Source organism: Streptomyces flaveolus, assembly GCF_014648815.1.
Classification (GTDB): Bacteria; Actinomycetota; Actinomycetes; order Streptomycetales; family Streptomycetaceae; genus Streptomyces; species Streptomyces flaveolus.
The window spans coordinates 33,607-52,944 of record NZ_BMRV01000018.1; the positions used below are offsets into that span (position 1 = coordinate 33,607).

The 19,338-nt window shown below is 73.6% G+C and carries 18 protein-coding genes; 7 read left to right on the plus strand and 11 right to left on the minus strand.

Annotated elements, in window-relative coordinates; all coding sequences use genetic code 11:
* Positions 1-56: 56 nt before the first annotated feature.
* The 4 genes from IEZ05_RS36620 to IEZ05_RS31295 form a co-directional block, all read right to left on the minus strand.
* Entirely contained in the window at positions 57-653 is a 597-nt protein-coding gene (locus IEZ05_RS36620) for a TetR/AcrR family transcriptional regulator (protein WP_229869948.1), read from the minus strand.
* Positions 634-1,152: a hypothetical protein gene (locus IEZ05_RS31285; RefSeq protein WP_373298879.1), complete on the minus strand. Its 519-nt coding sequence runs from the start codon at positions 1,150-1,152 to the stop codon at positions 634-636. Before IEZ05_RS31285 ends, IEZ05_RS36620 begins: the two co-directional genes overlap by 20 nt.
* Positions 1,153-1,414: 262 nt before the next feature.
* Complete coding sequence (locus IEZ05_RS31290) at positions 1,415-2,761, minus strand: diacylglycerol kinase family protein (RefSeq protein ID WP_189233753.1); 1,347 nt, start codon at positions 2,759-2,761, stop codon at positions 1,415-1,417.
* A 615-nt stretch (positions 2,762-3,376) separates the two neighbouring features.
* Entirely contained in the window at positions 3,377-4,342 is a 966-nt protein-coding gene (locus IEZ05_RS31295) for a pirin family protein (RefSeq protein ID WP_189233667.1), read from the minus strand.
* A 150-nt stretch (positions 4,343-4,492) separates the two neighbouring features.
* On the opposite strand from IEZ05_RS31295, the gene IEZ05_RS31300 reads away from it, so the two are divergent.
* Both IEZ05_RS31300 and IEZ05_RS31305 read left to right on the plus strand, forming a co-directional pair.
* Complete coding sequence (locus IEZ05_RS31300; RefSeq protein ID WP_189233668.1) at positions 4,493-4,843, plus strand: tetratricopeptide repeat protein; 351 nt, start codon at positions 4,493-4,495, stop codon at positions 4,841-4,843.
* Between the two features lie 115 nt (positions 4,844-4,958).
* Positions 4,959-5,603 carry a peptide deformylase gene (locus IEZ05_RS31305; RefSeq protein ID WP_189233669.1) on the plus strand — a complete coding sequence of 215 codons (645 nt, stop codon included), beginning with the start codon at positions 4,959-4,961 and terminating at the stop codon, positions 5,601-5,603.
* An 83-nt stretch (positions 5,604-5,686) separates the two neighbouring features.
* Here IEZ05_RS31305 and IEZ05_RS31310 read toward each other — a convergent pair whose 3' ends face one another.
* A complete protein-coding gene (locus IEZ05_RS31310; RefSeq protein ID WP_189233670.1) occupies positions 5,687-7,120 on the minus strand; it encodes a dihydrolipoyl dehydrogenase family protein in 1,434 nt (477 codons plus the stop codon).
* Positions 7,121-7,240: 120 nt separating this feature from the next.
* Between IEZ05_RS31310 and trxA the strand changes: the two genes are divergently transcribed.
* Positions 7,241-7,642: a thioredoxin gene (gene trxA, locus IEZ05_RS31315; protein ID WP_189233671.1), complete on the plus strand. Its 402-nt coding sequence runs from the start codon at positions 7,241-7,243 to the stop codon at positions 7,640-7,642.
* Positions 7,643-7,654: 12 nt separating this feature from the next.
* On the opposite strand, the gene IEZ05_RS31320 is transcribed toward trxA, so the two are convergent.
* Both IEZ05_RS31320 and IEZ05_RS31325 read right to left on the minus strand, forming a co-directional pair.
* A complete protein-coding gene (locus tag IEZ05_RS31320) occupies positions 7,655-8,689 on the minus strand; it encodes a LacI family DNA-binding transcriptional regulator (protein WP_372462640.1) in 1,035 nt (344 codons plus the stop codon).
* Between the two features lie 515 nt (positions 8,690-9,204).
* Entirely contained in the window at positions 9,205-9,873 is a 669-nt protein-coding gene (locus IEZ05_RS31325; protein WP_189233673.1) for a TetR/AcrR family transcriptional regulator, read from the minus strand.
* 141 nt (positions 9,874-10,014) lie between these two features.
* On the opposite strand from IEZ05_RS31325, the gene IEZ05_RS31330 reads away from it, so the two are divergent.
* From IEZ05_RS31330 to IEZ05_RS31345, 4 genes are all read left to right on the plus strand, one after another.
* On the plus strand, positions 10,015-10,575 hold the full coding sequence (locus IEZ05_RS31330; protein WP_189233674.1) for an NAD(P)H-dependent oxidoreductase: 561 nt from the start codon (positions 10,015-10,017) through the stop codon (positions 10,573-10,575).
* Positions 10,576-11,031: 456 nt separating this feature from the next.
* A complete protein-coding gene (locus IEZ05_RS31335; RefSeq protein ID WP_189233754.1) occupies positions 11,032-12,225 on the plus strand; it encodes a CaiB/BaiF CoA transferase family protein in 1,194 nt (397 codons plus the stop codon).
* A 156-nt stretch (positions 12,226-12,381) separates the two neighbouring features.
* Positions 12,382-13,596, plus strand: coding sequence for a polysaccharide pyruvyl transferase family protein (locus IEZ05_RS31340; RefSeq protein ID WP_189233675.1), 1,215 nt, complete (start codon positions 12,382-12,384; stop codon positions 13,594-13,596).
* Positions 13,597-13,610: 14 nt separating this feature from the next.
* A complete protein-coding gene (locus tag IEZ05_RS31345; RefSeq protein ID WP_189233676.1) occupies positions 13,611-15,053 on the plus strand; it encodes an FAD-dependent oxidoreductase in 1,443 nt (480 codons plus the stop codon).
* Positions 15,054-15,076: 23 nt separating this feature from the next.
* Here the strand turns inward: IEZ05_RS31345 and IEZ05_RS31350 are convergent, their stop codons facing one another.
* The 4 genes from IEZ05_RS31350 to IEZ05_RS31365 all read right to left on the minus strand — a co-directional run bounded on the left by IEZ05_RS31350 (position 15,077) and on the right by IEZ05_RS31365 (position 19,215).
* On the minus strand, positions 15,077-16,096 hold the full coding sequence (locus IEZ05_RS31350) for a sigma-70 family RNA polymerase sigma factor (protein ID WP_189233677.1): 1,020 nt from the start codon (positions 16,094-16,096) through the stop codon (positions 15,077-15,079).
* Positions 16,097-16,178: 82 nt separating this feature from the next.
* Positions 16,179-16,604: a CBS domain-containing protein gene (locus IEZ05_RS31355; protein WP_189233678.1), complete on the minus strand. Its 426-nt coding sequence runs from the start codon at positions 16,602-16,604 to the stop codon at positions 16,179-16,181.
* Between the two features lie 89 nt (positions 16,605-16,693).
* Entirely contained in the window at positions 16,694-17,128 is a 435-nt protein-coding gene (locus IEZ05_RS31360; RefSeq protein WP_189233679.1) for a PPC domain-containing DNA-binding protein, read from the minus strand.
* A gap of 77 nt (positions 17,129-17,205) precedes the next feature.
* On the minus strand, positions 17,206-19,215 hold the full coding sequence (locus tag IEZ05_RS31365; RefSeq protein WP_189233755.1) for a BTAD domain-containing putative transcriptional regulator: 2,010 nt from the start codon (positions 19,213-19,215) through the stop codon (positions 17,206-17,208).
* Positions 19,216-19,338 lie beyond the last annotated feature (123 nt).

Consider the following 19,338-nt stretch of genomic DNA (forward strand, 5'->3'; position numbering starts at 1 on the left):
ACGCTCTTGACGGCGGCGTTTCCGGAACCGCTTCAGTGTCCGGAAACGCCGCGCCGTCAGACGGTGTTGCGCTCGCTTTCGTCCAGGAAGGCCTTGAGCATCGCGCAGGCGGTCGCCGTGTCCCGCAGAGCGCGCTCCTTGTCCCCGTTCGTGAGCATCTGCAGCGAGAGGCCGTCGACGATGGACATCCCGACCCTCATCACAGAGTGCAGCTCCTCGTCCGGGAGCGACGTGTCGGCCCTGCGCAGGTCCGCCTCCGACGACTTGAAGAAGCCCTCGTAGAAGGTGACGGAAAGCTCAGGGTCGTAGCGCTCGGCCCACAGGGTGACCTCGATCATGGCCCGCGCGCGGAGGGGGTTCTCCACGATCCACTGCATGGCGCTCGTCATGCGCCGCTCCATGATCTGCCCCAGGCTCACGTTCTCGTCCTCGGGCGGATCAGCCTCGACGGGCATCTCTCCGGAGAGCTGGGTGAAGACGGCGAGCAGGAGGTTCTCCTTGTTCTGGAAGCAGTAGTGGAGGGAAGCGAGAGGTGCCTTGGCCTCCTCGGCGATCTTCCGGGTGGTGGCCCTGTCGGCACCCTCACGAGCGATCACCCGCACAGCCGCCTCGATCAGCTGTTCCCGCCGCGTATCAGCTGACACGTACGCCATCCAACCCTCCCGGAATTGACTCAGTCATCTGTACTACTTGAACGCTATCATGGCCCTCCTGCACCAGTTCTGGCGAAAGTACGAGGTCAGAGAGCCCCCTGCGGACCCGGTGCGCACTCGCTCCCGCCGACCGGTCCGCAGCGTTCGGTGAGCTGGGCGTCCAGGAGCAGTCCGCGGCCTCCCTCGTCGGGGGTACGGGCACGGCGCAGATGCGGGTGGTGCTGCCGGCGTCGAAGACCTCGCAGGTAAGGGTGGACTGGAGGATCAGCCGCAGTTGCACGGAGGGCTTGCCGTAGCGGTTCGCGTCGGTCACGAGTCCGCTGACGATGAGTTCCGTGGTGAAGGACAGGTCCTCCAGGCCCCCGCCGGTAAGCACGTCCGACGCGAAGATACGGGCTCCGGCTACGGCGGCCGTGGGCGACTGGAGGTCCGTCGTGGCAACGTGGTCGGGGTCGAGCACGGCAGCCGCGATGAAGATCGAGACCCCTGGTTCCGGCACCGTCCCGTACACGCACCGCTGGAGCATCCTGCCCTGGCTCTCTCGGACGGCTCAGGTGCGCAGGGGGACGCGGTCGAGACTGCGACCGTCCTGACCACGAGGCAGGGAACAGGTACGCGAGCATCACAAGGACGCACACGTCCGTAACTGTCGTCGAGCCCGAGGAATAGCGTGGTGGTGCCCATGGCGATGAACGCACTCCTCGCCGACCGGCGGCGTTCCGAGAGTCGCTTGTCCTGACGTCGCTGGGCAGTTGACCGGTTCACTGCGGGGCGGCCCGTTCCGCGCGGCCGAGCGCCAGGTCCATAATGCGCTGCCAGTCGACGGGCGGCGGGATGTCCGCGACCCCCGGGCGGTCACGGGGCACGAGGACGCGCAGCGCGCCCGGGCGCAGGGTGCAGATCACCGGGGTGGGCATCCGCAGTGCTTCTCCGTCCACCGCGACGGGGATCTCTTCGGCGTCGGCGACGGTCACCTCGACTCGCCCTGCGCTCATCACGGTCAGGGCGGGTGACTGCGAGCCCCGCACAGCGAGGTCGGCGGCCTCCGCCGCGGCCTCCACCCGGATCCCGAGCACTCCCAACTGGTCCTCGTCGAGCCGGGGTCGGCGGCCGGCGCCGCTGAGCTCGTCGGGTGAGCCGTACGGATTGTTGCTGACGAGCAGGGCCTGCTGCGATGAGAGCGGCGTGCCGTCGATGCGCGCATGGAGCCGTTGCACGCCTTCTCCGAGCAGCAGGTCCGGCATGAGGTTGAACGCGGTGCCCGTCTTGTCGTCTCGGTATTCGGGCCGCTGTACGACGTCGGCGTAGACCCCGAAGGACACGGTGTTGACGAAGGGGCGGCCGGACACGTCGCCGAGGTCGATCCGCAGTTCCTCGCCGTCGGTCAGCGCGTCGAGACAGCGCGAGGGGTCGGATCGGTCGAGCCCCAGGTCCATGGCGAAGTGGTTGCGGGTGCCTGCGGAGACCACGAGGAAGGGCAGACCGTACTCGGCGGCGACCCCTGCGACCAGAGCCTGGGTACCGTCGCCGCCCGCGACGCCCAGCAGGTCCGCCCCTTCGGCCACGGCCTGCCGGGCGAGTGCCGCGACGTCGGCCGGGGCGGACGGGTCGAGCAGGATCACCTGCGCGCCCAGCTCCTGGGCCCGCTCGACCAGGCCGAAACGGCCGACCTTCCCTCCTCCCGACTTCGGGTTCATGATCAGAACAGGCCGCCGGGAGCGTACCGCCGGCACCGCCCGCATCGAACGCTCCGGGTTCGATCTCCGCAAAGCCGCCCGCGCGCACGCCAGCGTCACGGCCCAGCAAAGGAGCACTACCAGCGCGGTCAGCCACAGTCCGTCGTACGCGAAGAGCACCAGGACGGCTACGGGCGCCCCGGCCGCCAGGAGCGCGCCGACCAGTCGCACGACACCACGGTGCGCGACGAACCACCACATGCCCACGGCACAGACGGCAACCCCCAGGAACCCGGCCGCAAGCACCACCAGACCGGCTTCCCCCACGGCCAGTACGAGCACAACCAGCGATCCGATCGCCGCGAGCACCGCCAGACGCGCAAACAGCCGCGCGACCCAACCGTCGGAGCCCGTCCCACGCGTCCCGCCCATGGCTTCCTCTCCCTGCCCGCCCGACCACGAGCCAGGCCCCAGCCACCAGCCTGTCCGTACCAGCTTGCACACCCACGCGTGGGAGGGCATCCGGGCAGTGCCACGAGGATGAAACGGCCGGGGCCACCTGCAACACGCAGCGACCCTACCTGCGGCGGCCTTTCCGCCGAACCCGGGTACTCCGCGAAGGCTGTCGGCGGGCCGTCGTCGAGCCTGGTCCGGAATGGCCGGACCGGGCTGCATGTGCATGGAGACAAGGGCAGCTGCGAACAGCCCGTTGTCACTCGCCTCGATGAAGCGGTGGTGCACTTGTGCGGCGAAGCTCGGGCACCGCGACCCCGTTGAGGTGAGTTCAACTCGGATTGGTCGCCAAGATGTCAGGCGCGATGTCCAGTACCAGGAGCGCCGCCGCCACATGGGCCGGGTTGTCCTCCACCTTGACGGCCGAGAGTTCGTTGGCCATCCCACAAGATGGCGGTGCGAACAGCACTGCCCCTCCCCAACGCCACGAGGCCAGCGAGCAGTTCAGGAGCTCTCCGGCAGGCGAGCCGGATGCAGTGAGAGGCGCTGACTGCCCATGCCCAGAGGTCAGCGAAACCGACGCACCACCGCAGGTCAGCGCGTCCTCCCCCGCGGCTTCAACGGCACCGCCGGCAGCACCGGCGCGACCAGCGGAGCCCCGTCGTACCCCTTCACCTCGCCGAACCGCGTCCCTTCCATCCAGTCCCGGCGGGCCTGTTCGATCTCGTCCTGCGACCGGCCGATCCAGTTCCAGAACATGATCAGTTCCTCCTCGAACGGTTCGCCGCCCAGGAGCATCAGGCCCGCGTCCGACTCCGCCCGCAGCGGCAGTTCGCTGCGGCCGCAGCCCAGGTAGAGCATCGAGCCCGGCACCAGGGGCACGCCGTCGACGTGGGCCTCTCCTGACATGGCCAGGACCGCGTACTCGAAGTCCGGCTCCAGCGGCAGGCGTACGTCCGCTCCCCCCGTGAGGCTCAGGTCGGCGCCGACGATGGGGGTGTACGTCGTTCCGGGCGAGGTCGCGCCGTCGAGTGCGCCGAGGAGCACGGTGGCCGTCAGGCCGGGGGCCGTGACGTGCGGCAGGTCGCCGTGGAACTCGAAGTGCGGGTCGGTGTGGCGGTCGGTGTCCGGGAGGGCCACCCACAGCTGGGCGCCGTGCAGGTAGCGGGCGTGCGAGCGAGGGCTCTCCTCGGAGTGGCTGATCGCGCGGCCGGACGTCATCAGGCCCAACTGGCGCGGGCGGATGGTCTGCAGGCTGCCGGTGGAGTCGCGGTGCAGCACCTCGCCCTCGTGGAGCCAGCTCACCGTCTGCAGGCCCATGTGCGGATGCGGCGGCACCTGCATGCCGGGCTCGTCGGCGATGTCGTCGGGGCCGTAGTGATCGACGAAGCACCAGGCGCCGACCATGCGCCGGCCCAGGTTCGGCAGCAGCCGGCGGACCTCGGTGGACTCGCCGAGCCTGACCTGGCGGGGGCTGAGGAGTTCACGCACGGGCTCCGCCACCACGAAGCCGCGGCCGCCGCACACGGAGGGAACCGCCTCGCGATCAAGATTGCTCATGCCGCCCAACCTAGACCCGGACGGCCCGTCGCGTCAGTCCGTCCCCGGCCCCTTCACCCGCCAGACGGGCGCACCCCGGGGAGCCCGGAGAGCATGGTGGAATTTTCCATCAATGGGGGTGGTTGCAGAGTCCGCAGAAGGAGGTCACGAGTGGACACGACGTACTACGACCACGGAACGCCGGCGGAGCGCTGGGAGCGCGCGCAGATGTTCTTCGACGCCAAGGACTACGCCGCCGCCGCGCGCGTTCTGGGCGGGCTGGTCGAGGAGGTGCCGGAGCAGACCGGACCGCGGCTGCTGCTGGCGCGCGCCTACTACCACTCGGCCCAGCTGCGCCGCGCGGAGGCCGAGCTGCGGGTCATCGTCGAGCGCGATCCCGTGGAGCACTACGCCCGGCTGATGCTGGGCCGCGCCCTCGAACGGCAGGGGCGTCAGGAGGAGGCGGACTCGCACCTGCGGATCGCCTCCGCCTTCGCGGGCGACTTCGCGGAGAGCGTCTGAGCGGCACTCCCCGCCGGTGAAGCCCGCGGTGCCCGGTTCCCCACGGGGGGGCCGGGCACCGTCGTTCGCCCGGGGACCGGCGGTGCGCGGGCGCCGGGCGTGTCATGCTGGCGCGATGGGAGCCCTGAGTGAGCACGCGTCTCTTGCCGAGCGGGTCGAGGAACTGCTCGCCGTCGGCGGCCCGTTGCCGATCGTCGCGGCCGGCGACCCGGTGCTGCGGCGGGTCGCCGAGCCCTTCGACGGACAGCTGGAGCCCGCGCTGCTGACGCGGTTCGTGGAGGCGCTGCGCGTCACCATGCACGCGGCGCCGGGGGTCGGCCTGGCCGCGCCGCAGGTCGGGGTGGGGCTGAGGATCGCGGTGATCGAGGATCCGGCGCCGGTGCCGGACGAGGTGCGCGTGGCGCGCGGGCGGGTGCCGCAGCCGTTCCGGGTGCTGGTCAATCCGCGCTACGAGCCCCTCGGCGCGGGCCGGGCCGCGTTCTACGAGGGCTGTCTGAGCGTGCCGGGCTGGCAGGCGGTGGTGGCCCGGCACGCCGAGGTGCGGCTGGTCGCGCGGGACGAGCACGGGCGTGCGGTGGACGAGGCGTTCGCGGGCTGGCCGGCCCGGATCGTGCAGCACGAGACGGACCACCTCGACGGCACGCTGTACCTGGACCGGGCCGAGCTGCGGTCCCTGGCGTCCGGCGAGGCGATGGCGGGGCTGTGGGCCCAGCCGACGCCGGAGCGGGCCGCGGCCGCCCTGGGATTCGACCTGCCCTGACGTCACGTCGGAGTCGGCTGCCGGTCGCGGGCACGTTCGGGGCGGGCGCCTCCCGCTCGCCCCGAACGCCGCTACCTGACGGGTCAGTTGTCCCGGTAGGCCTCCAGCAGTCGCAACCACACCTCGCTGATCGTCGGGTAGGACGGCACCGCGTGCCACAGCCGGCTGACCGGCACCTGCCCGGCGACGGCGATGGTCGCGGAGTGGATCAGCTCGCCGACGCCGGGGCCGACGAAGGTGACACCGCGGACGATCTCGTCCTCCAGGTCGACGACCATGCGGGCGCGGCCCTTGTAGCCGTCGCGGTACAGCCCCGCGCCGGCCACGCTCGACAGGTCGACGTCGACCGCCCGGACGCGGTGGCCGGCCTCCTCGGCCTCCGCCAGGGAGAGGCCGACGGCGGCGGCCTCCGGATCGGTGAAGACCACCTGGGGCACGGCGTCGTGGTCGGCGGTCGCGGCGTGCGCGCCCCACGGTCCGGACTCCAGGGCGGCCTCGCCGGAGGCGCGGGCGGCGATGGCGGCGCCCGCGATCCGGGCCTGGTACTTGCCCTGGTGGGTGAGCAGCGCGCGGTGGTTGACGTCGCCGACGGCGTACAGCCAGTCGTGGCCGTCGACGCGGAGGCTGTCGTCGACCGGGAGCCAGGAGCCGGGCTGGAGGCCGACGGTCTCCAGGCCGATGTCGTCGGTGCGCGGGGCGCGGCCGGTGGCGAAGAGGATCTCGTCGGCCTCGATGCGGTCGCCGGTGCCGGTGACGGCGACGACGGTGCCGTTCTCGCGGGTGACGGACTCGACGGAGGTGCCGGTGCGGATGTCGGCGCCGGCCTCGGTGAGCGCTTCGGCGACCAGTTCGCCGGCGAACGGCTCCATGCGGGCGAGCAGGCCCTTGCCGCGGACGAGGAGGGTGACCCGGGAGCCGAGGGCCTGCCAGGCCGTGGCCATCTCGACGGCGACGACTCCGCCGCCGACCACGATCAGCCGTCCCGGCACGCTCTGGGCACTGGTGGCCTCGCGGCTGGTCCAGGGGCGTACGTCGCCGAGGCCGGGCAGGTCCGGCAGGGCGGCCCGGGTGCCGGTGCAGACGGCGACGGCGTGCCGGGCGGTCAGGGTGCGGCGGGCGCCGTCGGGGCCGGTCACCTCCACCGTGCGGGGTCCGGCGAGGCGTCCCTGTCCGCGGTACAGGTCGGCGCCGATGCTCTCGACCCACTGGACCTGGCCGTCGTCCTTCCAGTGCGAGGTGAAGTAGTCGCGGTGGGCGAGGACCGCGGCGGCGTCGAGGGGGGCCTGCGCCGCCCGGCCCAGTCCCGGGGTGCGGCGGGCGTCCGCTTGGGCGATGACCGGGCGCAGCAGGGCCTTGCTGGGCATGCACGCCCAGTAGGAGCACTCGCCGCCGACCAGCTCGCTCTCCACGATCGCGGTGGACAGTCCCGCCGCCCGGGTGCGGTCGGCGACGTTCTCCCCCACGGGGCCCGCGCCGATCACCACGACGTCGTACGCGTTGGATTCCGATTCCGTCATGGGGCCAGTCTGGTGGGTGGTGTGCGGCGAGGCCACATGGGTACGTGCGCGGAATAGCCGCCCCATCGGCCGCGTTTGTGCCAACGGCTTGTCGCCGACACCAGGAAGAGGGATCGCGTCATGAGCAGCACCGTGGAGCTCACCAAGGAGAACTTCGACCAGATGGTCACGGACAACGAGTTCGTCCTGATCGACTTCTGGGCGTCCTGGTGCGGGCCGTGCCGTCAGTTCGCGCCGGTCTACGAGAAGGCGGCGCAGGAGAATCCCGACCTGGTGTTCGGCAAGGTGGACACCGAGGCGCAGCCGGAGCTCGCGCAGGCCTTCGACATCCAGTCGATCCCGACGCTGATGATCGTCCGGGACCAGGTGGCCGTGTTCGCGCAGCCGGGTGCGCTGCCGGAGGCCGCGCTGACGGACGTCATCGGGCAGGCCCGCAACCTGGACATGGACGAGGTCCGCAAGGCGGTCGCCCAGCAGCAGGCACAGCAGCAGGGCGGCCAGGCCGGGCAGGACGTCCAGTAGGGGCCGGGCGGCTCAGCTGGATTCGCGGTGCACCACCCTCGCGCCGAGCACCGTGTGCAGCTCGGGCGCGGCGCCGGGGTCGTGGACCGCGCGGTCGACCAGCGCGGCCAGGTCGCGGCCGGACGGCAGTTCGAGGTGGACGGTGCTGAGCCGGGGCCGGAGCAGGCGGCCGAGCATGAGGTCGTCGGCGCCGATCACGGCCGCGTCCCGGGGGATGTCCAGGCCCGCGTCCTGCAGGGCCCGCATCAGCAGCATCGCGTACTCGTCGTTGTACGCGAACACCGCGTCGAGGCCGAGGGAGGGCCAGCGGGCGGCCAGTCGTGCGGCGTCCCGCTCGTCGTAGGCGAGCGGCAGTTCGGTGACGGTGGCGTCGGTGCCCGCGGCGGCGCGGCGCACTCCGTGCAGGCGGGGCGCCGAGAAGACCTCCAGGCCGCCTTCCGCGGGGACGACGACGCCGATCCGTCGGTGTCCGCGGTCGTAGAGGTGGCGTCCGGCGCAGTGGCCTACGGCCTCGTGGTCCATGAGCAGGGCGTGCGCGCCCTCGACGGCCTCGGGTGCGAGGGTGACGACGGCGCGGGCGCCGGAGCGTTTGAGCAGTTCCACGCCGCGCGGGCCGAGTCCCGAGCCGGGCACAAGGACGGCGACCGGGCGCAGTTCGGCCCAGGCGCGGGCCGCGTCGTCGTCGTGCGGGCCCGCGGTGCCGTACTGCACGACGGTGTAGTCGAGCCGGCCGAGCGCCCACTGGAGTTCGGTGAGGAAGCGGCTGTAGAGCGGGCCGACGGGGAAGGCCGGGGCGGGCATCAGGACCATGCGGCTGTGTCCGGCGCGCAGGGAGCGTGCCGCCGCGTGGGGGACGTAGCCGAGTTCCCGGGCGGCCTCGTGGACGCGGCGGCGGGTGGCTTCGCTGATGCGCACGGCGCCGGTGTTGTTCAGGACGTAGGAGACGGTCGCGCGCGAGACGCCGGCCAGGCGGGCCACATCGGCACTCGTGGGGACGGAGCGCGGTGCCAGGGACGCGGGGGCGGGCGTTTTCGGTATCTGCACCATGACGTACCGCATCTTGGCAGAGCCCCGGACACCGCCCACGGGCGGGGGACCGTCGTCCGGAACGGACGAAGAACGACGGCCGGTACAGGGCGCGGACACGGCCCGCAACGGGCAGGACGACGGTCGGTATCTGACCAGGCCACGGCCCGGGACGGGACCGGATCCGAGGCCCTGGACCGGAACGGCTCACAGGTCCGGAACGGAACCGCGGCCCACCAGGTCCGGAACGGAACCGGAGGCCGGACCCGGAACGGAACCGGCCCACCAGGTCCGGCACGGGATCGGCCCAGTGGGTCCGGCACGGGATCGGAGTACAGGCCCGGAACGGGACGGGACGACGGCTCGCGCCGACGGCACGACCGCACGGCCGGACGAACCCGCGCCCCGGACCGTACGAATCCACGCCTCGGCCCTGCCCGAAGCCCAGCCCGCGCCCGTGCCCGTGCCCGTGCCCGTGCCCGTGCTGGACGAGATCACGGCGCCGGCCGGACGGAACGCCGCCCGGACGGCGAGGCTCAGCGCGGCGGCTCGGTGCGGGTCACCCGTGCCACCAGGTCCAGCCAGCCCGCCTCCAGCCGTGCCACGGGCACCCCGCACTGCTCGGTGAGGTGGTGGATCAAAGCCGCGTCGAGGTAGGCCATCAGCGTGTGGGAGAGCAGCTCGCTGTCCGCGTCCGGCACGGCCTGGCGCAGCAGCAGCGCCACGTGGCCGCGCAGGAAGCGGCGCGGGGCGGCGGTGTAACGGCGTTCCGCGCTCGGCTCGGCGGCCAGTTGCAGGGCCAGTTCGTCGACGCTGCGGCCCAGCATCGCGCAGCCGAAGGCCCGCAGCCGCTCCACGGCCGGCGCACCGGGCCCCAGGGGCGGCGGTCCGCCGAGGAGGGCGGCCTGGAACTTCTTCTCGGAGTGGTCGAGCAGCGCCATCAGCAGGCCCGTGCGGTCGCCGAAACGCCGGAAGACCGTGCCCTTGCCCACTGAGGCCGCCGCGGCCACCGCCTCCATGGTGAGGCCGGCCGCGCCGTGCTCGGCCACCAGCCGCGCGGCGGCCTCCAGCAGCCGGGCCCGGTTACGGGCGGCGTCGGCTCGCAGGCAGGGTTCGTCCTCCTCGGCTCCCGTGCCGAGCTGGAGCAACTCGGGCGGACCGTCGGTCTCCTGGGGCTTGGGAAGGGGCGGCAGGGCGGCGGACATGAAAACAGCGTAAAGCATCGGGAACAGAACTGGACCGCGGTCCGCTTAGGATGTTAGAAATTAAACGGACCTCGGTCCGGATCGCTCCGGCGGTGTTTCGGCACCGGCCGTTTCACAGCAGCACCAGCAGTGGGAGTACTCATGTCTGTCCGCATCCTTGCCCTCGTCGGCAGCCTTCGCGCCGGTTCGCACAACCGTCAGCTCGCCGAGGCGGCCGTCAAGTTCGCCCCGGAGGGCGCCGAGGTGGAGCTCTTCGAGGGCCTGGCCGAGGTCCCGTTCTACAACGAGGACATCGACGTCGAGGGCAGCGTCCCGGCCGCCGCGGTCAAGCTGCGGGAGGCCGCGCAGGCCGCCGACGCCTTCCTGTTCTTCTCGCCGGAGTACAACGGCACCATGCCGGCCGTGCTGAAGAACGCCATCGACTGGCTGTCCCGCCCGTTCGGCGCCGGCGCCTTCAACGGCAAGCCCGTCGCCGTGATCGGCACCGCCTTCGGCCAGTACGGCGGCGTGTGGGCGCAGGACGACACCCGCAAGTCCGTGGGCATCGCCGGCGGCAAGGTGATCGAGGACATCAAGCTGTCCATCCCGGGCTCGGTCACCCGCTTCGCGGAGACCCACCCGGCCGACGACGCCGAGGTCGCCGCGCAGCTGACCGAGGTCGTCGCCCGCCTGCACGGCTACGCCGACGCCGCCGCCGCCTGACCGGCCCCGCACCGGCGCGCAGGACCGGAGCTCACCGAGCTCCGGTCCTGCCGTGCCTCGGGCCACCGCGCCCGACGCCAGAACACGCAGCTCCTCCAGCACGGCCGCGACCGCCGGGCGCCGCTGCCCGCCGCAGCGGTCGTCCAGCAGCGGCCGCTGGTCGAAGCGCGCGTCGGCCGACGGCGGGTCGTGCGGCGTCGACTCCACCCGGTTCCCTGAAGGCCCGGGTCGTCGACGACCACGGCACGCGCGTCGTCTCCCGCGGCGGGCCCTCGCCCGCGCCCTCGGGCCCGGCGGGCCGCTGAGGGGCCGCGGGCCGGCCGGCACCGGCACAGGTGAGGGCACCCGTGCCGGTGCCGGCCGCCGTTGACATCCGCCGGACGGGGGCCGTAGAAATCAGCGCACAAGGCCTGCCGGGCGTTCCGCCCGCGGGCGCCCGGTCCGGCGGCAGGAGACATCGGCGTGCAGCGGCTACCCCTGAGCGGGGTCACGGTGGTCAGCCTCGAGCAGGCCGTGGCGGCACCCTACGCCACCCGCCAGCTCGCCGACCTCGGCGCCCGGGTGATCAAGGTGGAGCGACCGGGCGACGGCGACTTCGCCCGCCGCTACGACACGACCGTGCACGGTCACTCCAGCTACTTCGTCTGGCTGAACCGGTCCAAGGAGTCGCTCACCCTCGACCTCAAGGACCCGAGGGGCCGCGAGATCCTGCACCGGCTCCTCGACGACGCCGACGTCTTCGTGCAGAACCTCGCGCCGGGCGCCGCCGGCCGCCTGGGCCTGGACGCCACGGACCTCGCGGAGCGCTGCCCTCGGCTGATCCCGTGCACCGTCTCCGGCTACGGAACCAGCGGCCCGTGGGCCGACCGCAAGGCCTACGACCTGCTGGTCCAGTGCCAGACCGGGCTGGTCTCGCTCACCGGAACCGCCGAGGAGACCGCGCGCGTCGGCATCTCCGTCGCGGACATCGCCGCCGGGATGTACGCGTACAGCGGCATCCTCACCGCCCTGTACACCCGCGCCACCACCGGCCGGGCCCACCCGGTGGAGGTCTCCCTCTTCGAGGCCCTGGCGGAGTGGATGGGCCAGCCCGCCTACTACACCGAGTACGGCGGCAGCCAGCCCCCGCGCCTGGGCACCCGGCACGCCACCATCGCGCCGTACGGCGCCTACCGGGCCGCCGACGGCAAGGAGGTGCTGTTCTCCGTCCAGAACGAGCGCGAGTGGGCCGCCCTGTGCGCCGACTTCCTCGGGCAGCCCGAGCTGGCGGAGGATCCCCGGTTCGCCACCGGCTCCGACCGGGTCGCCCACCGGGAGGAACTGGACGCCGTCGTCGCCGCCCGGATCGCCCGCTCGGACAGCGACGCCGTCCTGAAGGACCTGCGGGACATCGCCATCGCCTGCGCCGGGGTCAACGACATCGCCGCCTTCCTCGACCACCCGGTGCTGGACGCCCGCGACCGCTGGCGCCGGGTGCCGGTGCCGGGCGGCGCCACGGTACGGGCGCTGCTGCCGCCCGCCGACCTCGCGGGGCTGCCCGCGCGCATGGACCCCGTGCCGGCGGTGGGCGAGCACACCGACGCGATCCTCGCGGAGCTCGGCCGCTCCCCCGACGAGATCGCGGCGCTGCGCGCGGACGCCGTGATCTGAGGGACCGGACGCCCACCGGTGCAAGTCCAGACAGGACGGGACCAATGGGGTGTTTCCGGAGCGTGGGGCAGGCAACTCGGCACGGCATGCGGGCGACGACCGTCCGCGTGCCACGGCCGGCGGGCCGGCCGACTCCGACGTGACGGGAGCCCCCGGATGACCACTGCCCCCTCGCATCCGCACTCCGCCCGGCCGGGCCCGCGCATCGGCGTGCTCGGATCGTACGGAGGGTTCAACACCGGCGACGAGGCGATCCTGACCTGTGTACTGGCCTGTCTGCGCGCCCAGCGGCCCGACGCGCACCTCGTGGTGCTCAGCCGGAACGCCGAGCACACCCGCGGTCATCACCGGGACGCCGACGAGGTGGTGCCCTGGGAGGGCGTCAGCCGCAACCACGTCCTGGACGTGCTGCCCGGGCTGGACCTGCTGGTGCTCGGCGGCGGCGGCATCCTCTACAACGGCGAGGCCCGCCGCTATCTGCGACTGGTGCGCGCCGCGCAGACCCGGGGCGTGCCCACCTTCGCCTACGCCGTGGGCGCGGGCCCGCTGACGGACGCCGAGGACCGCGAGGCGGTGCGCACGGTCCTGTCGGACATGGACGACGTCGTGGTGCGGGACGAGGAGTCCCGGCTGGTCCTGGAGGAGGTCGGCCTGGAACGCGAGGTCACCGTCACCGCCGACCCGGCACTGCTGCTGCGTCCGGAGCCGTTCACCGAGGCGATGATGCGCGACGAGGGCATCCGCACGGATGCCCGGCTGGTGGGGATGTCGGTGCGGGAACCGGGCCGGGCCGCCGAGAAGCTCGACGAGGGCGACTACCACGCGCTGCTCGCCGACGTCGCGGACTTCCTGGTGCGCCGGCTGGACGCGCACGTGGTGTTCCTGCCGATGGAGCGGCACGACGTACGGCACGCGCACGCCGTGCTCTCCCACATGACCGCGCCGGACAAGGGGCGGATCCTGCACGGCGACTACAACCCCGGGGAGATCCTCGGCTTCATGCGCCATCTGGACCTGGCCGTCGGCATGCGGCTGCACTTCGTGATCTTCGCCGCGCTCACCGGGGTGCCGGTGCTGCCGCTGCCCTACTCCGGCAAGGTCTTCGACTTCGCGCGCCGGCTCGGCGCACCGGCCCTGGTGGGCGTGGCCCGGGAGCAGGCGGGGCTGCTGCTGGCGGAGGTCGACCGGCTGTGGGACGAGTACCCGCAGCGCCGTGAGGACCTGCTGGGCCGGATGCGGGAGCTGTCCTCGGCCGCCCGGGAGACCTGCGTGCGCTGCGGCTCGCTGCTCGACGAGATCGGCGCCGGCCCGGCGGCGGAGACGGCCCGGACCGGGCCGTACGTGTCCGAACCGCGACCGCTGCACGCCTGATCCCTGGGAGAGCGATGCCGATCCTGGAAGAACCCCGCGAGCCCCGCACGGTCACCCTGCCCCCGCGGCCCGCCCGGCACGGGGGCCGGTGCGACGTCCTGGTGGTGGGCGGTGGCCCCGCCGGGTTCGCCGCGGCGGTCGGCGCGGCCGACGCCGGGGCCGACGTGGTGCTGGTCGAGCGGTACGGGTTCCTCGGCGGCAACGCGACCGTGGCGCTGGTGATGCCGCTGATGTCCTTCCACAACGAGCACAAGCAGGCCGCGTTCACGGAGTCCGGGGACACCTCACGGCTGCTGCCCACCGACCACGGCGAGGGCGAGCCGGTGGTCGCGGGCGTGCTGTGGCAGCTGCTCGACCGGCTCATGGGCCGCGGCGGCTGTCTTCCGCCGTCCCCCAGGACCGGGTACACGGTCCCCTTCGACCCCGAGCTGTTCAAGCTGGCCCTGCTGGAGATGATGGACGAGTCGGGGGTGCGGATGCTGTTCCACTCCTTCGCCTCCGGCGCGCTGCCGCTGGACGACGGTTCCGGCTGGCGGGTGGTGTTCGAGACCAAGTCGGGGCCGGTGGTGATCGACGCCGGGGTGGTCGTGGACGCCACGGGGGACGGGGACGTCGCGACCGCCTGCGGGGCGCCGTACGAGATCGGCCGGCCCGAGGACGGGCTGGTGCAGCCGATGACGCTGATGTTCCGGGTCGCCGACTTCGCGCGGCCCGACTTCGCCGACTACGTGCGCGCGCATCCCGACCAGTGGCGCGGTGTGCACGGCCTGTGGGACCTGATCGAGGAGGCCAGGGCGGCCGGGGAGCTGCGGCTGCCGCGCGAGGACATCCTCTTCTTCGCGACCCCGCACCCGCGCGAGGTCGCCGTGAACAGCACCCGGGTGAACCGCGTCCTGGGCACCAGCGTGTGGGACCTCACCCGCGCCGAGTACACCGCGCGGCGCCAGCTCGCCTCGATCGACCGCTTCCTGCGCACCCGCGTGCCCGGGTTCGAGGAGTCGTACGTGGTGCAGAGCGGCACCCACATCGGCGTGCGGGAGACCCGCCGCGTCCTCGGCGACTACCAGCTGACCGGTCACGACATCCTCGCGGCACGCACCTTCCGGGACGTCGTCGCGCACGGCGCCTATCCGGTCGACATCCACAATCCGCGCGGCTCCGGAACCACTCTGAAGCGGGTGCCGCAGGGCAGCTTCTACGACATCCCGCTGCGCTGTCTGGTCCCCCGGGACACCGAGCGGCTGCTGGTGGCCGGGCGCTGCATCTCCGGTACGCACGTGGCGCACTCGTCGTACCGGGTCATGCCCATCGCCATGGCGACCGGCCACGCGGCCGGTGTGAGCGCGGCGCTGACCGTCCGGCACGGGCGCGGGCCGCGCGGGCTGCCGTACCGGCTGGTGCAGCGGGAGCTGCTGCGGCAGGGCGCCCGGCTGCGGGTGCCGGGGGACGGCGGCTGAGGCCGGACGGGCAGCCGGGGGCCTCAGCCCGCCCAGTCCAGCAGGCGGTCCCGGTTCTCGGGGGCGCGGAGGTGGGCGAGGGAGGCCTTCTCCAGCTGGCGGACGCGCTCGCGGGTCAGGCCCACGTGCTGGGCGACCTGCTGGAGGGTGCGGGGCCGGCCGTCGTGCAGGCCGTAGCGCAGGCTGAGGATGAGGGCGTCGCGGGGAGCCAGGGTGCCGACGGCCTCCCGCAGTTCCTCCGCCAGGGCCCGGAACTCGGCGACCTCCGGGGCCCGCAGCACCTCGGTGTCGGGGATGAGGTCGCCGACGACGGTCTCACCCGTCTCGTCCACCGGCGTGTCCAGGCTGACGGCGTCCCGTCCGACGCGGCGCAGCCAGACGACCTTCTCCGCGTCGATGCCGCTCTCGGCGGCCACCTCCTCGACGGTCGGCTCTCGGTCGAGGCTGCCGCGGAGTTTGCGCTCCACCTTGGCGAGCTTCTGCAGCTGCTCCACGACGTGCACGGGCAGCCGTACCGTTCGCGCGTGGGTCGCGAGGCCCCGCTCGATGGCCTGGCGAATCCACCAGGTGGCATAGGTGGAGAACTTGAAGCCCTTGGTGTGGTCGAACTTCTCCACGGCCCGGATCAGTCCGAGGTTGCCTTCCTGGATGACGTCCAGCAGGGGCAGGCCCCGGTGGGCGTGGCGCTTGGCCATCGACACGACGAGCCGCAGGTTGGCACGCACCATGTGGTCCTTGGCCGCCTGCCCGTCGTGGACGGTCTCCTCGAGCGCGCGGCGCCGCCCGGGCGCCGGGCCCGGTTCTCCGGCGTCGGCCGCGGCCAGTTCGTCGGCCGCCCGGACGCCGGCCTGCATGCGCTGGGCGAGCCGTACCTCGTCCTCGGCGGTCAGCAGGGGGGTGGCGCCGATCTGGGCCAGGTACTGGCCGAGGAGGTCGGGTTCCTCGTCGGGTTCGGGGATGCGGCTGCGCAGCCGTGCGGTGCGGCCGACGGCACGGCGGTCCTCCCGGGTGCCTGCCGCGGGGGTTCGTGCCAGGGGGGTCATGTCGCTTCCTCCGTCCGTCCCCTCCTCGGATTCTCGGTCGGCGCGGGGCGGGTACACCCCGGTCGCCCGTGCCGCCGCCCGGTCAGTGGCCGGGGGCGGCCGTGCTGATGTCCGCCAGGGCGGAGTGCGGGTCCTCGGTGCCGGCGAGGTCGCCGAGGCTGACCACCCCGACGGGGACACCGCCGTGCTCGACGACCGGGAGCCGCCGGACGGCGTGGCGCCGCATCAGGTCGACCGCGTGCTCGGTGGAGTCCTCCGGCGCGAGGGTCACGACGGGCGGCGGCGTGCACACCGAGCCGACCGTGGTGCGGTCCGGGTCGCGGCCGTCGGCGACGCTCCGGAGCACGATGTCGCGGTCGGTGAGCAGGCCGAACAGGTCGCAGTCGTAGGTCACCAGGACGTCGCCGACGTTCTCCTCGCGCATCAGCCGGGCCGCCCGCGTCACCGTGGTCATGGGCTCCACTGCCACCGTCGCGGGTGACATCACGTCTCGGACGCGCTGTGTCATGGTCGCGCCTCCCTGGGTGTCGGTGCGTGCTTGCGTGCGGGCCGCGTAGCCCGCACACGGGCCGGTAAACCGTCTCGGGGCGGCCGGGCTCACCCCGGGTCGATCAGGGCCAGGCCGATCTCCGGCCGGTGCGTCTTGGCCAGCTCCGCCGGGCTGTCGCGGACGACGACCTCCAGCGTCGGCCAGACCCTGCCCGAGAGCAGGTGGCCGCCGCGGGTCGAGCCGTCGGACAGGCCCAGTACGGCGTGCAGGTGCGGGGTGGGTCCGTCGTCGGCGACGGCGATGTCCCCGATCAGCGACAGCACCTCGCACTGCTCGCCGACGGGAATGCGCCGGTAGTCCTTGGCCGCCCGGTCGAACCAGCCGACGACCGCCTCCGCGAAGGCGCCCACGGCGGTCACCTGGGACGCCTTGAGGGAACGGTCGCGGGCGAAGGCGGTGAGCTCGGCGACCGCGTCGTCGCCGGGGTCGAGCACCACCACGTACACCGCCGACGGACCGTCCTGCACCTGTTGCCACTTCATGTGCTGCCGGGTACCCGGCGCGGCTCGGCACAACCAGCGCCGCGGGCGGGGCGCGGGCGGCCGGGAGACGCGCGGGGTCAGTCGTGAGGTGCCGAGGGAACGTCCGGCGGTGTGCCGGCCGGACCGAGCGCGCGGCGGATCGCGGCGAGCCAGTCGTCGACGGGCCCGAAGGTGAGCAACCCGCTGCCCGCGCCCGCGAGTTCACCGGAGGCGGGGAGTAGCCGGCGGTAGGTCCGGCGCAGTGCCGGCCGGTCGCCGAGGGTGAGGGCGAGCGCGGCCTCGGCGCAGCACAGGGCCTCGTGGAGGAGGTCGGGCGGCGGTTCGGAGAGGGCGCGCAGTGCCGACCGGGCCTCGGTGTCGCGGCCCTCGCGCAGGAGCGCGAACGGTTCGGCCCACGGGCGGTACGGGCCCCAGTCGGCCCGTGGGTCCACCTCCGCGGGCCGTCCGTGGGCCAGGCGCAGGCCGAGCAGTGCCAGGGGCAGCAGGCCGCGTTCCAGGCCGGGCATCCCCGCGCCGTCGAGCCGTGCGGCGGCGGCCCGGTAGCCGGCCTCGGCTCGGTCGTACGGGCTGCCGGTAGCGGCCTGCCGCAGGGCGCGGTACCAGGTGGTGAACACCGCCACCAGGGGCCGATCGTAGCGTTCGGCGAGGCGGTCCACGGCGTCGGCGTGCTCGTCGGCGGCGGTGAAGTCGGCGAGGGCGGACCGCGCCTGGACGCGGATCAGGTGGCCGAGCACTTCGTGGCTGTGCAGGCCGTGCCGGCGGGCGAGGGCGACGAGTTTGGCGCCGATCGCGTCCCGGCGCGGGGCGAGCCCGGCGGTGGTGCAGGACTGCATGAAGGCGCCGTTGAGGGCGAACGCCAGCAGCGCGGGGTCGTCCAGGCGGCGGGCGATCCGCTCGGCCTCGGCGGCGGCCTCGGGTCCGCGCGGGGAGCGGACGCCCCGGGACTCCAGGGCGACGGTGGCGAGCAGCCGGCAGCGGGCCGCATCGGCCGCGGCGTGGTCCGGCAGGGCCGCGAGGGTGTGTTCGGCGGCCGTGACGATCCGCCGTGCCGCTTCGGGGTCGTCGCTGCGGGTCCAGACGGCGGGGACGTCGTAGGCGCCGATCACCCGGGCCGCGAGTTCCTCGTCGCCGGTCTCCTCGGCCGCGACGACCGCCGCCGCGCGGTGCTCCCGGGCCGCCTCGAGACCGCCGCCGCCGGTGACCGCGAGGTCGCGCAGCAGGCCGACGGTCGACTCCAGGCGGGCGCGGGCCCCGGCGGCGACCGTGCGGTCGTACGCCTCGGTCGCGCGGGACCACAGGCGGGCCGCCGCGTCCGCGGGTTCGGCGGGCGGGTCGAGGGACGGGTCCTGCGAGAGGATGCCTGCCTCCAGCCGGCGCAGCCGGGGTCCGGGGTCGATGCCCAGTTCCCCGGCGAGCAGGACGCGGGCCCGGCGCAGTACCGCGAGGGCGTCGGCCTGGCGGCCGGTCCGGTACAGGGCCAGGGCGAGCAGTCGCCAGGCCTCCTCGCGCCAGGGGTGCTCGGCCAGGTGTGCGTCCAGGTCGGGGACCGCCTCGGCCGCCCGGCCGAGGCCGACGAGCAGGTCCGCCCGCCGCTCGACCGCGTGGAGTCTGAGTTCGGTCAGCCGGGCGCGCTCGCCCCGGGCCCAGCCCTCGCCGCCGAAGTCGGCGTAGGCGGGTCCCCGCCACTCCCCCAGGGCCGCGCCGAGCCGGGCCGGCGCCCGGTCGGGCGGCAGCCGTTCGGCGAGGGCCACGGCCTCCTCGAAACGCCAGGCGTCCACCGCGTCCGGTGCCGCGCGCAGCGCGTAGCCGGGGCCCTCGGTGACCAGCAGCCGGGCCGGTGCGCGGCGCGGGCGTTCGGGTTCCAGGGCCCGGCGCAGATCGCCGACGAAGGTGCGCACCGTGCCGACGGCCCGGGCGGGCGGCACGTCCCACAGGTCCTCGACCAGGCGCGCGACGGGGACCACGCGCCGCCGGGCCAGGAGCAGCCGGGCCAGCAGGGCCCGGTGCCGGGGTCCGCGCAGGTCGAGCGGGTCGCCGTCCCGTTCGGCCGTGACGGGCCCGAGCACCCCGAAGGTGACCGCTTCCATGTTCCGTCCGCCCTGCTCCGCGCCGTCGCGCCCGTGGTCCGTGATCACCACGGTACGCGTGCTGATCGGTTGCTGATTCGCGCCGGGCAGCCTGAGGAACGTCCTGGACCGGACGCGTCGAAG

Excerpts from the sequence above, each read along its gene's own strand:
- IEZ05_RS36620 (WP_229869948.1), bottom strand. The coding sequence starts at position 653 with ATGGCGTACGTGTCAGCTGATACGCGGCGGGAACAGCTGATCGAGGCG.
- IEZ05_RS31290 (WP_189233753.1), bottom strand. The coding sequence starts at position 2,761 with ATGGGCGGGACGCGTGGGACGGGCTCCGACGGTTGGGTCGCGCGGCTG.
- IEZ05_RS31295 (WP_189233667.1), bottom strand. The coding sequence starts at position 4,342 with ATGAGCAATCTTGATCGCGAGGCGGTTCCCTCCGTGTGCGGCGGCCGC.
- IEZ05_RS31305 (WP_189233669.1), top strand. The coding sequence starts at position 4,959 with ATGGGAGCCCTGAGTGAGCACGCGTCTCTTGCCGAGCGGGTCGAGGAA.
- IEZ05_RS31310 (WP_189233670.1), bottom strand. The coding sequence starts at position 7,120 with ATGACGGAATCGGAATCCAACGCGTACGACGTCGTGGTGATCGGCGCG.
- trxA (WP_189233671.1), top strand. The coding sequence starts at position 7,241 with ATGAGCAGCACCGTGGAGCTCACCAAGGAGAACTTCGACCAGATGGTC.
- IEZ05_RS31320 (WP_372462640.1), bottom strand. The coding sequence starts at position 8,689 with ATGGTGCAGATACCGAAAACGCCCGCCCCCGCGTCCCTGGCACCGCGC.
- IEZ05_RS31325 (WP_189233673.1), bottom strand. The coding sequence starts at position 9,873 with ATGTCCGCCGCCCTGCCGCCCCTTCCCAAGCCCCAGGAGACCGACGGT.
- IEZ05_RS31330 (WP_189233674.1), top strand. The coding sequence starts at position 10,015 with ATGTCTGTCCGCATCCTTGCCCTCGTCGGCAGCCTTCGCGCCGGTTCG.
- IEZ05_RS31340 (WP_189233675.1), top strand. The coding sequence starts at position 12,382 with ATGACCACTGCCCCCTCGCATCCGCACTCCGCCCGGCCGGGCCCGCGC.
- IEZ05_RS31345 (WP_189233676.1), top strand. The coding sequence starts at position 13,611 with ATGCCGATCCTGGAAGAACCCCGCGAGCCCCGCACGGTCACCCTGCCC.
- IEZ05_RS31350 (WP_189233677.1), bottom strand. The coding sequence starts at position 16,096 with ATGACCCCCCTGGCACGAACCCCCGCGGCAGGCACCCGGGAGGACCGC.
- IEZ05_RS31355 (WP_189233678.1), bottom strand. The coding sequence starts at position 16,604 with ATGACACAGCGCGTCCGAGACGTGATGTCACCCGCGACGGTGGCAGTG.
- IEZ05_RS31360 (WP_189233679.1), bottom strand. The coding sequence starts at position 17,128 with ATGAAGTGGCAACAGGTGCAGGACGGTCCGTCGGCGGTGTACGTGGTG.
- IEZ05_RS31365 (WP_189233755.1), bottom strand. The coding sequence starts at position 19,215 with ATGGAAGCGGTCACCTTCGGGGTGCTCGGGCCCGTCACGGCCGAACGG.